This window comes from Wolbachia endosymbiont (group B) of Erebia ligea (assembly GCF_947179575.1).
In the GTDB taxonomy this organism is placed as follows: domain Bacteria; phylum Pseudomonadota; class Alphaproteobacteria; order Rickettsiales; family Anaplasmataceae; genus Wolbachia; species Wolbachia pipientis_C.
Genome location: NZ_CAMXBW010000002.1, coordinates 66,997 through 80,382, shown reverse-complemented (window position 1 = coordinate 80,382; position 13,386 = coordinate 66,997). Strand labels below are relative to the sequence as shown.

Here is a 13,386-nt window from a genome sequence, read left to right as displayed (position 1 = left end):
AAATAACCAACACCAGAGTAAGTGGTTTGCTGCTAACATATTTAAAAATGTTATGAACTTAATAAGAGAAAAAAATACCCCTGTAATGGAGCAATATTTAAATTTGAAAGCTCAATACACGGATCATCTATTGTTTTATAGACTGGGCGATTTTTATGAATTGTTTTTCGATGATGCTATTAAAGCTGCGAAATTGCTGAATATAGTGCTAACCAAGAGGGGCAATTCAAATGGGCAAGAAATACCAATGTGTGGAGTGCCAGCACACAGTAGTGAATCTTACCTACACAAGCTAATAGATTTAGGATTCAAAGTAGCAATCTGTGACCAATTAGAAACTGCTGATGAAGCAAAAAAGAGGGGCTATAAATCCATAGTAAAGCGTGATGTAGTGCGAGTTGTAACTCCAGGTACAATTATAGAAGATTCACTACTGGAGGATAAAAGCAATAATTATCTCGCATCCATAGTTGAACAAAATGACGAATATGCTATTAGTTGGCTTGAATTATCGACGGGAAAATTTTTTCACACTTTAACGAGTTTGAAAGCTCTAGATAGTGATTTATTGCGTATATCACCAAGAGAATTATTAATTTCTGAAAAATTCACTGAGGATGAAAAAATTAGATCGATTTTAAAAAATTATAAAATATCAATTACGCAACACGCACAGAGCTTTTTTGAGTATAGTAAATCTCACAGAACATTATGCGAGTTTTATAAAATCAGGGAACTTGGGAGTATAGGAAATTTCAGCAAAGTAGAAATCATGGCGTGTGGTGCACTGCTTGAATATGTCAGAGTAACGCAAAGGGGCTCCATTCCAAGGCTTGAATTCCCAAAAACCTATAAGCAACAAAATTTCATGCTTATTGATGCTTCAGCAAGGAGAAATCTTGAGTTGTTTTCAACTCAATTTGGTGAAAAGAAAGGTTCACTAATTTCAGTTATTGATCATACAGTTACAGCTTCTGGTGGACGCCTGCTCAAACAAATGCTCGCTTCACCCCTTGCTTGCTCTAAGGCAATTAATTTGAGGCTTAGCACCGCTCAATTTTTTGTAAATAATCATGATTCACGCAGAAAAATACGAGAGATATTATCTAACATTCCGGATATTGAAAGGTCTTTATCGCGCTTAATACTAGGGCGTGGTTCACCAAAGGATATGAACCTATTGAAAATAGGCCTAGGAAAGACTTTAGAATTGTCTGAGTTTCTGTCTACCTTGCATAATTATTGTTTAAGTGAAAAATCAGAAATTAACTCTCAGATGTCATTCCAGTGCTTGACCAGAGAAAAGGAACCAGTGTCTACTACTCAGGTGATAAGTAGTGACGAAAGTGAACTAAGCACAATACATAAAAGCCTTGGCAATCATAAAGACCTATTTGAACTGTTAAATAGTGCTATACTTGATAATAACCTCAGTTCCATGAAAGAAGGAGGATTTATTCACTCAAAATACAACTCAGAATTATCTGAGTTATCCTACATATTAAATAATAGTAATAAACTAATAACCAAACTCCGTGAATCTTATCGCGACCTAACTGGCATTGCCGCACTCAAAATATTACACAACAACATACTTGGTTATTACGTTGAAGTGTCGGCAAATCACAAAATAACTTCGGATATATTTATTCATAGGCAAAGCTTAGCAAATAGCATGCGCTACACTACTAATGAATTGAAAGAACTAGAAAATAAAATTCTTACGGCACGTGATGCTGCAATCGGCTTAGAAATGAAAATTTTTAGTGAACTGTGTAGTGAAGTCGCTAAAGAATCTGAAAAAATTGCTCTTGCTGCAAATGCTTTGGCAAAACTTGATATTAGAACCGCATTTGCAGAGCTTGCAGTGCAAAATAATTACGTAAAACCCATTATTGATGACAGCAAAGAGTTCAATATCTGTAGCGGAAGACACCCAGTGGTTGAAGTTAACGATAAATTCATTGCAAATAGCATCAATTTAGCTGGTATACATCTAATTACTGGTCCTAATATGGCTGGAAAAAGCACTTTCTTGAGGCAAAACGCTCTCATTGCAGTTTTAGCTCACATGGGGTCATTTGTGCCAGCAGAGAATGCACATATAGGAGTGATTGACAAGATATTTAGCAGGGTTGGTGCAACAGATAATATAACAGCTGGTTATTCTACCTTCATGGTAGAGATGATCGAAACAGCAACGATAGTAAATCAGGCAACAGATCGTTCCTTGGTGATACTTGATGAAATTGGTAGGGGCACAGGGGTATATGATGGATTATCTATTGCACAGGCGGTGATTGAACACATTCACAACATAAATAAGTGCCGCGCCATTTTTGCAACTCATTATCATGAATTGACTAAAGTAGGTGAATACTTAGAAAATGTGAAATGTTTTTGTATGAAAATAAAAGAATGGAAAGGAGAAGTCATCTTTTTACATGAAGTAATTGAAGGCATTGCAGATGAGTCATATGGAATACATGTAGCAAAACTTGCTGGTTTTCCTGATTCTGTTTTAAACAGAGCAAGAGAAGTATTTGAGGAGCTAAAGGCTTGAGGAAAGTAACATTATATTACTCCACAATTATGGAGTTTTAGTAATCTATGGCGCTTTAATTTTAGTCAGCTTTCTGAGCAGCTAAATTAACGTAGCATTGATCTATTGCCACATTGGTCAAGATTCCAATTCCACCACCTACAACTGCACCTACAGCTCCTAATGCTAGTTGGGTACCAATTCCAGCAGAAGACCCAATGATTAATGGAGCAAGAAAATATAATGCTAAAGCGCAAGGTACTGCAGCTACAGCTACAACAGCAAGTTTTCTTGGACAAAAATTTTCTGATTCATTAGAACTAGGAGTAGGTATTAGTGATGCTTTTACTAGATTTTGTCTACTGTTGTGATCTAAAAGGCCACTCACTGTTCTCATTATAGGACGGGTAGAGCGGTCACCAGTCAAGTAAATTCTATCTCCCACTATATCATGAAGCTCTTTAACTTGAGCTTTATATTCATCCCAATAGTTTGATAACTCTTGTTGGTCATTGAGAAGATCTGGTTTATTTGAAGTTGTTAACCAGTGTGAGTCATGTTCCAAAATATATCGAATTGTAGCTCTCCCTATATCTATATGCCCTTCAGTAATTGCATACTTTAAAACACCTTCTGCTTTTTCCCTTCCAACATTAAGATCAGCACCAGCTTTTATCAATAATTCTACTATCTTTGGAGAATTATGAAATATAGCAATATCTAAAGGGACCATCTCATTACAATCTTTGATATTTAAGTTTGCTTTGTGTTCTATTAAATAACTTATAAATTTTAAGGTTTTATCAGATTTTTGATCGTCTATGTCTTTATGTCTGTAATATATTCTAATTGCAAAATTCAACGCAGTTTGACCCTTTAACGCACTACCACCAATAATTAAGTTCTGATAGCTTTTTACCTCTTGATTTATTAAGTTAACATCCGCACCGTTTTCTATTAAAGCCTTAGCTCCTTCGAAATTGCCTTGTGCAGTTTGCAGATGAAGTAAGTAACGACCAAGATGATCAGTTGCATTAGGATTTGCACCTTGTTCAATCAAATACCTTGCAATTTTATCATTAAATTTGTGATCATAAGTTGCAGATTCTAGTGGCTCAGGATTTTGCGATAACTCATCTTTAGCTATTAAGCTGTTAATCTGACAGATTGATTTTACTGACTCTAAATCTCTTCTTTTAACTGCCTTTGTGACTGCAGCGCTAAAGCTTATACCCTTTTCTATTAGATATTCGGCCATTTTGTTATTAGTAGAACACTTTAATAAATTTGTACCGCTTTGGGAATTAACCTCAGTGACAACATCTCGAATAATGGAACTATTTTCCTCAAAAATTGACTTTACTTTTTCTAAATCATTTTTGGTAACAGTATCAACAAGATCTTTTATTACAGCATTCACCCTCTCTTTTTTAGCTAAAATTTCTTTTAATTCTTCAGGGTTCATAAATACACCTCAACACACATAATAAAAAAGTATATCTAAATCAGAATTGCTTGTAAAGGATCTTTAGATATTATCTTGCCCAAAGGTTAATTTATTTTATAATCTTTCTGTATTCTAGAAATTTCAATTAAATGAACTGTTATAAAACTCACGAGTGTAATGAATTAAGGAAGAATGATGTAGAAAAGGAAGTTATTCTCTCTGGTTGGCTGTATCGCAAACGTGACCATGGTAACCTAATCTTTGTTGATTTAAGAGATTTTCATGGGATTACTCAGTTGGTATTCAATAACGATAAAGATTTTTTTGATGAAATTTCGAATTTAAAATCAGAAAGTGTGATTACTGTCACAGGAATAGTCAAAGCTAGAACTGAAGATACGGTAAATAGCTCTATTTCCACAGGAGAAATTGAAGTTATAGTTAGTAATTTACAAGTTGAATCTGAAGTTGAGTTCCACTGTGATGAAGAAATAGCAAAAGAAGAAAGGAGTATATTAGCAAGTATCGCCGGTGAGCAAGAATACCCAGAAAACATGAGATTTAAATATCGTTTTCTTGATTTAAGACGTGAAAAGGTTCGTAATAACATTATTCTACGTTCACAGATCATTTCAGAGCTCAGGAGGCTCATGATAGAGCAAGGATTCTTAGATATTCAAACTCCCATACTTACTGCCTCTTCTCCTGAAGGAGCACGTGATTATTTAGTGCCAAGCAGACTAAATCCTGGTAAATTCTATGCATTACCACAAGCTCCACAGATTTTTAAGCAGTTGCTTATGGTTTCAGGGTTTGATAAATATTTTCAAATTGCACCTTGTTTTCGTGATGAGGACGCAAGGGCTGACCGTTCTCCTGGGGAGTTTTATCAGCTAGATCTTGAAATGTCTTTTGTAACTCAAGAAGATATATTTCAGGTTATTGAATCTACCTTATATAAAGTGTTTGCCAAATTTTCTCGCAAATCAGTTGATAAAGATTTTCCACGTATTACATACAAAGACGCAATGCTCAAATACGGTTCTGATAAACCAGATCTGCGCAATCCACTATTGATCAGCGATGTAACAGAAATTTTCCGTAATTCAGAGTTCAATATTTTCAAAAGCAATATTGAGCGAGGTATGGTAGTCAGAGCCATTCCTGCTCCCAAAACAGCGGAGGAACCACGCAGCTTTTTTGATAAAAAAATAGAACATGCGCAAAAAGAATTAGGTGCTAAAGGTCTTGGGTATATAACATTTGATAAGGACGGCATTGCAAAAGGACCAATTGCTAAATTTCTTGATGACAATAGGTTAAATTCTATAAAAGAAATAACAAATGTAAAGCCTGGAGATAGTGTATTTTTTGCTTCTGATAAGGAAAATGAAGCAGCAATAATTGCAGGGAAAGTTCGCTCTCTCTTAGGATCACAACTAGGTCTTATAGATGACAATATCTTTAAGTTTTGCTGGGTCATCGATTTTCCATATTTTGTATATGATGATAAAAGCAAAAAAATAGATTTCTTTCATAACCCATTTTCCATGCCACATGGTGGCTTGAAGGATTTAGAAGACAAAGATCCACTAGATATCCTTGCTTATCAATATGATCTCGTTTGCAATGGAATAGAGCTTTCAAGTGGGGCGATTCGTAATAACAAACTAGATATTATGTACAGAGCTTTTGCCATTGCAGGCTACAGTAAAGAGGAAGTTGATACAAAATTTGGCGCGCTTGTGCGTGCATTCAGGTTTGGAGCGCCACCTCATGGTGGAATAGCGCCAGGGGTTGATAGAATGGTTATGCTACTTGCAGATGAGCCGAATATTCGTGAAGTAATCTGTTTTCCTATGAATCAGCAAGGAGAAGATGTTCTAATGGGCGCTCCTTCTAAAGTAGATGATAAGCATTTACGTGAATTATCCTTGAAGGTTATTGAATAAAAATTTTTATAGCGGAGTGTGGTAAACTGGAAGTTATGAACGATATTCAAAAAGCAATACTATCAAGTATAATCTGCAATATGATTATATGGTATGAAATAACTCTGTTTGGAGTTTTGACGCATATAATAAGTGACGTTTTTTTTTCATCAGAAAGCGACTACATAAAAAAAATCAAATTCCTTGGCAGTTTTGCAATTGGCTTTGGATTTAGACCACTTGGTGCGTTTATTTTTGGTTACATTGGAGATAAGTATGGCAGGAGGAAAATTTTACTGACTTCCGTAATATTAGCTTCGATATCGTCTACTGCAATTGCGGTTATACCAAGCTTTAGAGAAATAGGAATATTTTCTCCTATACTGCTTCTGTTTTGTAGGATAGTACAAGGAATGGCAGCTGGTGGAGAAACAAGTGTTAACTCTGCTTTTTTAATAGAGCATTCAAGCGATAAAAAAAATCTAGGATTCTTAGGGAGCATGAAAGCGTTTAGTGGTGCTCTCGGTTCTATCACATGCTTTGTAATGATAGCTATTTGCAAAAAGTTTACAGGTGAAAATTATGAAATTTGGGGCTGGAGGTTGCCCTTCTATTTCTGCTTCATTATGGGCATAATAGGCTTTTTAACAAGATATATAATGGAAGAGAGCTTAGCATATAAAATTCATGATCAAAATAGAAGCTTATCTGATTCTCCATTTTTAGAATTAATCAAAACCTACAAAAAAGCATTTATATTAGCAATTGGGCTTGGTATCGCTCAAAATGCAATCGTTTATTCGGTAATAATGTTTTATAACATATCTGTAAAAGCGCTTACTCTGTCAGGTATTGATATTAAAAATGTAGTAAGGATTATAGTTGAAATTACATTTGGAACGTCCGCAGTGCTATTTGCAATACTGTCTGATAAAGTTGGAAGAAAAAATGTAATGATTCCTACATTAGTAGCTCTAGCTTGCGCTGGTTTGCCGGTACTTTCGCTATTATCAAATGATAACCACTATATTGTCACGCTCTCTTTTCTGTTGATAAGTGTGCCGATAGGTGCATCTTTTGGAATATATAATTCTCTTGCCTGCGAGTTATTTCCAACAAAAGTTAGGTGCACCGGCTTTAGCCTCGCACATAACATATCTGCAGGTATTTTTGGCGGCCTTTCTCCATCGGTATGCATGTGGCTTATAGAAAAAACCGAAACAAAACTTGCTGCAGGGATTTACCTTACTGTTTGTGCATTGATTAGCCTAATATCTGTACTTCAAATTAAAGCCAAAGACAAAAAAATTGATTGGTGAAATCGCTTTAGTCAAAAGATAGCGCTTCAATAGATTTTTCGATATGTTTAGGGACAGGAGCAGTAATAGTGACTTCTTTATTATTTGGCAATTTTAAAGACAAAGAATATGAATGTAGGTGAATCTGATTTGCTACTCCATCAATAAAAGCTTTTTTACCGCCATATTTACCGTCACCAAGAATAGGACAATTTATATGAGCTAAATGTGCACGTAATTGATGAGTTCTGCCAGTAATTGGTTGTAATTTTAAATAAGCAACATTATGTTTTAACCTTGCTATAATTGAAAAATGCGTAGTGGCATTTTGAGGTGAATCTTCATCAACGACTACTTTTTCTTGCCCTGAAATATATTTTTTCACCAACGGATAGTCTATTGTTCCATTATCTTTGCTCGGTATACCAAAAGTTAATGCTAGGTAAGTTTTTTTTATCCTCCGTCCTTTAAATTCTTCCATAAGGTATTTGGCAACGCTGGCATTGCGTGCGAATATTATTACTCCGCTTGTATCCCTATCCAGCCTGTGAACAATTTTAAATATTTCTCTCTCTCTTATTTGGTCAAGTAAATCACTAATGCTAATTTTTACCTTTATGCCGCCTTGAACAATGACCCCTGCGGGTTTGTTTATAGCTAGTATATATTCGTCTTCATATAATATGTTCTCTCTTAGTAGATTCACTAACTTTTCATTATATTTGCAGTCAGAATTAGTGTTCTCAATATAGTCTAAGTATCTTATCATTATAGTTTGCCCAGAGCTTACCCTATCGCTGGATTTTGCCGTGCAATTATCAACCTTGATTAATCCTTTCCTTAAAGACTTCTCAATTGCAGATTGTTTCAAATTGGGAAAAATTCTTCTAATGTACCTATCGAGCCTAACGTTATTGTCTTCTACTAATATGGTTTTGATACCTTCTGACATCTTACTTATAAAAATTTTATTGTGTAAACTAAAATCTAACATACCTAATGTACTTCTCAGTTTCAGCTACTTGCATCGAGTGCTACGTGCTGGAATTTAGAGGATTATTTAACTATTTATAACGGCTTCATATTTTCCTACAGCTGAGTAAAGTGGTAACAATGATAGTTTCTCGATCATAGAGAGGTGAGTATTAGGCTCTTTAGTACTAGGGCCTGGACACGCTTCAGTGTTAGGCCCTAACTTCATACACTCAATGCCGTTAGCTAAAGATGTTACTCTTCTTACATTAACATTTTTAGTGCGATATGACCACCTGCAAGGACTATGTAATATTTGTTCTTTTACTCCATCCATTTCAGCTGAACACGCTTTAGTGTTAGTCTCTAACTGCACACATTTAATGTGGTCAGTTATAAATGCTACTCTTTTTTCATTAAGTTTATCGTTATACTGTAATTGTTCAATTTGATTAGCTTGATCTCTTATCATAAATTCAAAGCTGATAGATGGATGTAATTCTATTTCTCTCAACATATATGATGCTATGTGTTGCACTTTCATTAATGCTTTGTTTCTGAGTATACTTGATTCTAAGTTAAGCCGCGTAAGTATATCTAGTGCTCTTTGTTCTGCTTCCACTAGAAGATTACTTATGCCTTGATGTTCAGCTAAATCTCTTACAGTTTCACCGCAGTGATCAGGCAATAAAGTACTTGCGCCATAACATAGTAAAGTCATTACTACTATCCAGTGTCTATGTTCGAAAGCATAAGCTAAAGGAGATTGCCCTGAGCTATCCTGTGCATTAACATTTGCTCCATATAAAATTAAGGTCCTTACTACTTCCGCATGGCCACCTTTGGCAGCTTTATGTAAAGCAGTTGATTCTAAATCGTCACGTGCATTAGCATTTATTCCAGATTCTAATAGAGCATGTACCATTAGTGTATCACCATGTCCGGCAGCACAACGTAAAAACTCAGCTACCATCAATTTCATCACATCCTTCCATATTCCAAGTTGTATTATAGTAGTTACTGCTTCTAGATAATTATATGGACAAATAGAAAGTAATATTTTCTGTGGATCATTTGTCTCAATACTTGCTCCATGGGCTATTAGATAATTCATTACTTTTCTATTGCCTTTTGCGGCAGCACAATTAAAAGGAGTCCATCCCCATGCATCCTTATGGTTAACATTTGCTTCATAGTTTATTAAGAGCTCTACTGCTTCCACATTATCATTCGTAGCAGCAATATGTAAGGGAGATCGCCCAATTAACTTATCCTCTATATCAACACTTGCTCTACATCGTGATGTGGCCTGTAATAGGATCTCTAATATTAATGTATCATTCTTTGCAGCAGCCCAATATAAAGGACTCCATCCAAATACATCTACTATCTCAATATTTTCAACAATATTCTTATCATTTTTTATTATACAATTCACCATTGCTTCATCAACATTTGCAACAGCAATATGTAAAGGAGTAAGTTTAAGCGCTCCATTCTTCTTAACATCTGCTCCATTCTCCATTAAGTACTTTGCTACTTCTTCATGGCCATTAGCGGCAGCCTTATATAAAGCAGTCAATCTCGCTAGATCCTCTGCATTAACATCTGCATTATTTTTTACTAAGATTTTTGTTATTTCTATATCGCCATTTACAGCTGGCTGATATAAAGTAGTTCGTTGAGATGAATCCAACTGATTAACATTTGCCCCTTTTTCTATTAGCTTGCGTGCTACTTCTGTGTTCCTATCTTCAACAGCCCAATGTAAAGCATTCCATTCGGAAAACGGACTTGGTGCATTAATATCGATTCCTTTTACTTTAAGCATAGCATTTATTAAATTGTTCAGCTTAAAATCAATAGCTAAATACAATAACGTGTATGAAAAGCGTTCATGCAAACAATCTACTTTAAACCAATGATTTACATCAAACTTATTTTTCTCCCACTCTCTATACACATTTTTACTTGCTCTCTTTAGTGCCTTTAGTGTCTCTAATATCTTTCCTACATCTAGCATCACTGGTACCTTTTCTGAGATCTTTCGTGCATTTAGCACATCCTCTAGCGCCACTGCTTTTGATTCTTCTAATGTCTCTTGTACACCTAACCTTTTTAGCATTCTTTTTACCATCTGTTGCGCATTTGATACCCTTGACTCCTTTAGTATCTTTTTTGCTTCTTCTTTTGTCTGCGGTACATTTACTACCTTTAGTCTCTTTTTTAATGGCTCTTGTGTCTCTTGTACTCTTGGAATCTTGCTTTATACTTCTAATCCATGCGATATCTCTTCTAACATTCTTGATGTTTCTGCTTGCCCTAGTATCTTTACTTCCTTTAATAGCTCTTTTATTCTTTCAATTACATTGTCTTTACTTAAATTTATCTCTTGATCAATTACACCTAATATTATGTTCCACTGTTCATATGTCATTACCATAGCTTTACCTCATACTATAGAGTATTTTTTGATGCTATATATTATGGTAGAATAGTCAACGCATTTTCCATAGCGTAACTTGAGAGTCTAAAAGGACTGTTATTAACTTACAGAAAACCAAGCTTGCCTGAAACCACTTAATTGATTATAATCATAGGTTTTAAGGCAGTAAAATGACAGCTTTTTTTCCTTTGGTTATTTTTTTAATCTTATACCTTGGAAGTGGTGTCTATTTTTCCTTTATTGGAATTGATAATCCGCTTCGCCAAGTTTCACCGGTAATTTGCCTACTACCGGCGCTATTTTTTGCTGTTGCATGCAGTGCAGGTAAAATTCAACGTAACATCGATACTGTCATCGAGGGTATGGGAGATAAAAACACCCTTACTATGTGTTTAACTTTTCTATTTTCTGGAGCATTTTCTGTGGTGACTCAATCAATTGGTAGTGCAGATACTGTTGCTGATTTAATTCTCAATTTCCTTCCAGCAAGATTACTACTGCCTGGAGTATTTTTGGCTTCCGCTTTTATATCAACTGCAATTGGTACGTCTATGGGAGTTGTTGTATTAATGGTACCAATAGCTGTTAACTTAGCAAAAAGTGGGGCTTTTGGTCTTGAAATAGGAACTGCAACTGTAGTTGGAGGTGCCGTATTTGGTGATAATCTTTCAATGATATCTGACACTACTATTGCATCTGTTTCTTCACAGGGGGCCACGATAAAGGATAAACTTAAAGTGAATTCTAAAGTAGCATTTGTTGCCAGCATTATAACGCTTGTCTATCTGGCAATTATGGCAGATAGTACAAAAATTATTCCTACATCAAATTTAGATTATTTATCAGTAATAAAGATTATTCCTTATATTTCTTTAATAATCATGGGGTTATTTGAAGTTACTACTTTAGTAACAATAACTATAAATATAATTGTTGCTAGTGTATTAGGGATGACTTTTTTTGACTATACTATCATTCAACTCTCTCATGACATATATGACGGTTTCAAAAAAGTAAACGAGATAGTAATATTTGCTCTATTTATTGGCGGATTGAGTCATATAATGTACAAGCAGGGTCAAAAGGCATTACACAAACTTATCGATGAAAGCAATATCACAAAAACTAAAGCTGAATTTGTAATAGCGGGCATAGCATCTATGTTTACTGTTTTAGTTGCTAATAATACCATTGCTATTTTATTAAGTGGCGATATTGCAAAAAGGCTCGCGCAAAAGCATAATATTCCGTCATACCGTAGTGCATACTTGTTAGACATTTTTGCTTGCGTTACAAAAGGCATTTTGCCTTATGGTTCCCAGCTGCTGCTAGCAGGTAGCATTGCTTCTGTCTCACCTATTTCTTTGTTAACACAAGTTTATTACTGCTTTATTTTAGCAGCAGTTACAGTAGGTGAAATAATCATCAATGGCAGACGTTGCGCGGCTACAACTTAATGTACGAAGATTTCTCTTCATATTACATTTTTGTGCCCATAAGAAACGAGTTGCCATTTTCATCAGCTACTTGGATAATAGATATATTCACAAAATTGTTCCATTTTTCTCAATAGGTTTTGGTTTTCTTTTCCCCTTATTAGCAGAGCATAAAACTTAGCTTTTTAATAAATCTCATTTTAACTCCAATACACTAACTATGAAACAATCTATATTGCCATCAAAAACGGAATTTATATTGCCAACTTCATGTCCAGTCCTTAAATCCTTTACCATTTGATATGGATGCATAACATACGATCTGATCTGACTGCCCCAACCTATATCGCATTTCTTGCCATATTCTTCGGCCATTTTCTGTTCTTTTTTTTCCAATTCAATTTGATATAAACGTCCTTTAAGTAGTTTAAGTGCTTCATCTTTATTTTTATGTTGAGAACGACCATTTTGGCATTGAGCTACAACGCCTGTTGGAATATGCGTAATACGTACCGCGCTTTCAGTCTTATTTACATGCTGACCACCTGCTCCAGAAGCACGGTAAGTGTCGATCTTTAAATCCTTTTCATCCACAACAATATCTATTGAATCTTCAATCACTGGAGTTACTCCTACACTTGCAAAACTGGTATGACGTTTACCATTTGCATCAAATGGTGATATTCTAACCAATCTATGAACTCCACTTTCGCTTTTTGCCCACCCGTAAGCTTTTTCTCCGATGATCTTTATTGTTGTAGATTTTATACCAACTGCATCACCATCTAATTTTTCTACAACTTCAACTTTAAAATTGTGATAAATTTCTGCCCATCTTGTATACATGCGCATGAGCATCTCAGCCCAATCATTGCTCTCTGTTCCACCAGCTCCTGAGTGGATTTCTAAAAAGCAGTTATTGTTATCTGCTTCACCAGTAAATAAAGATTCTGTCTCTTTAAGTTTGATTAATTTCTCTAGCTTTACTAACTCACCTTTAACTTCAGAAAAAAATTCTTCATCATTCTCATCAATAGCAGATTTCATCAAGCTGATAGCATCGTTGTAATCGCTTTCTAGCTTTGAAAACGATTCTATGTCATGCTTAATTTTAGAGCGTTCTTTTAAAATTTCTTGTGCTTTTTGATTGTCTTGCCACAGATTATCATTCGACGCTTGAGAATCCAGCTCTTCAAGACGCAACTTCAATTTTTCTATGTCAAAGACACCTCCTGATAAGAGAAATACTTTTATTTAAGCCTTGAAAGTATTCAAGGATTTCTGGATGGGTTTTCATTATACTTTAGACTTTAA

At 35.1% G+C, this 13,386-nt stretch carries 9 protein-coding genes; 4 read left to right on the top strand and 5 right to left on the bottom strand.

Annotated features, from left to right (window positions below; translation table 11 throughout):
• The first annotated feature begins 52 nt into the window (after positions 1-52).
• Positions 53-2,563, top strand: a complete 2,511-nt coding sequence (mutS, locus tag OM962_RS00780) for a DNA mismatch repair protein MutS (protein WP_264330497.1) — start codon at positions 53-55, stop codon at positions 2,561-2,563.
• A 61-nt stretch (positions 2,564-2,624) separates the two neighbouring features.
• Here the strand turns inward: mutS and OM962_RS00775 are convergent, their stop codons facing one another.
• Positions 2,625-4,007: an ankyrin repeat domain-containing protein gene (locus tag OM962_RS00775; protein ID WP_264330496.1), complete on the bottom strand. Its 1,383-nt coding sequence runs from the start codon at positions 4,005-4,007 to the stop codon at positions 2,625-2,627.
• A gap of 131 nt (positions 4,008-4,138) precedes the next feature.
• Here OM962_RS00775 and aspS point away from each other — a divergent pair, with 131 nt between their 5' ends.
• Together aspS and OM962_RS00765 are read left to right on the top strand one after the other, a co-directional pair.
• Complete coding sequence (gene aspS, locus OM962_RS00770) at positions 4,139-5,941, top strand: aspartate--tRNA ligase (protein ID WP_264330495.1); 1,803 nt, start codon at positions 4,139-4,141, stop codon at positions 5,939-5,941.
• Between the two features lie 35 nt (positions 5,942-5,976).
• Positions 5,977-7,239 (top strand): MFS transporter, encoded by a 1,263-nt coding sequence (locus OM962_RS00765; RefSeq protein ID WP_264330494.1) that lies wholly within the window; start codon positions 5,977-5,979, stop codon positions 7,237-7,239.
• A gap of 7 nt (positions 7,240-7,246) precedes the next feature.
• Here the strand turns inward: OM962_RS00765 and OM962_RS00760 are convergent, their stop codons facing one another.
• The 3 genes from OM962_RS00760 to OM962_RS00750 all read right to left on the bottom strand — a co-directional run bounded on the left by OM962_RS00760 (position 7,247) and on the right by OM962_RS00750 (position 10,627).
• Positions 7,247-8,170 (bottom strand): RluA family pseudouridine synthase, encoded by a 924-nt coding sequence (locus OM962_RS00760; protein WP_264330998.1) that lies wholly within the window; start codon positions 8,168-8,170, stop codon positions 7,247-7,249.
• Between the two features lie 108 nt (positions 8,171-8,278).
• The gene (locus tag OM962_RS00755) at positions 8,279-10,315 is read right to left on the bottom strand and encodes an ankyrin repeat domain-containing protein (protein ID WP_264330493.1); all 2,037 of its coding nucleotides are present in this window, start codon (positions 10,313-10,315) and stop codon (positions 8,279-8,281) included.
• Between the two features lie 141 nt (positions 10,316-10,456).
• On the bottom strand, positions 10,457-10,627 hold the full coding sequence (locus OM962_RS00750; protein ID WP_264330492.1) for a hypothetical protein: 171 nt from the start codon (positions 10,625-10,627) through the stop codon (positions 10,457-10,459).
• A gap of 179 nt (positions 10,628-10,806) precedes the next feature.
• Between OM962_RS00750 and OM962_RS00745 the strand changes: the two genes are divergently transcribed.
• On the top strand, positions 10,807-12,093 hold the full coding sequence (locus OM962_RS00745) for a Na+/H+ antiporter NhaC family protein (RefSeq protein WP_211908158.1): 1,287 nt from the start codon (positions 10,807-10,809) through the stop codon (positions 12,091-12,093).
• 174 nt (positions 12,094-12,267) lie between these two features.
• On the opposite strand, the gene prfB is transcribed toward OM962_RS00745, so the two are convergent.
• Positions 12,268-13,369 (bottom strand): peptide chain release factor 2 gene (gene prfB / locus OM962_RS00740; protein WP_264330491.1). Its coding sequence is split into 2 segments (ribosomal slippage): positions 12,268-13,302 and positions 13,304-13,369, totalling 1,101 coding nucleotides; the frame shifts between segments, so codons are not numbered across the junction.
• Positions 13,370-13,386 lie beyond the last annotated feature (17 nt).

Bases quoted from the DNA above. Each gene is read 5' to 3' on its own strand.
- mutS (WP_264330497.1), top strand. From the start codon at position 53: ATGAACTTAATAAGAGAAAAAAATACCCCTGTAATGGAGCAATATTTA.
- OM962_RS00775 (WP_264330496.1), bottom strand. From the start codon at position 4,007: ATGAACCCTGAAGAATTAAAAGAAATTTTAGCTAAAAAAGAGAGGGTG.
- aspS (WP_264330495.1), top strand. From the start codon at position 4,139: ATGAACTGTTATAAAACTCACGAGTGTAATGAATTAAGGAAGAATGAT.
- OM962_RS00765 (WP_264330494.1), top strand. From the start codon at position 5,977: ATGAACGATATTCAAAAAGCAATACTATCAAGTATAATCTGCAATATG.
- OM962_RS00760 (WP_264330998.1), bottom strand. From the start codon at position 8,170: ATGTCAGAAGGTATCAAAACCATATTAGTAGAAGACAATAACGTTAGG.
- OM962_RS00755 (WP_264330493.1), bottom strand. From the start codon at position 10,315: ATGCTAAAAAGGTTAGGTGTACAAGAGACATTAGAAGAATCAAAAGCA.
- OM962_RS00750 (WP_264330492.1), bottom strand. From the start codon at position 10,627: ATGACATATGAACAGTGGAACATAATATTAGGTGTAATTGATCAAGAG.
- OM962_RS00745 (WP_211908158.1), top strand. From the start codon at position 10,807: ATGACAGCTTTTTTTCCTTTGGTTATTTTTTTAATCTTATACCTTGGA.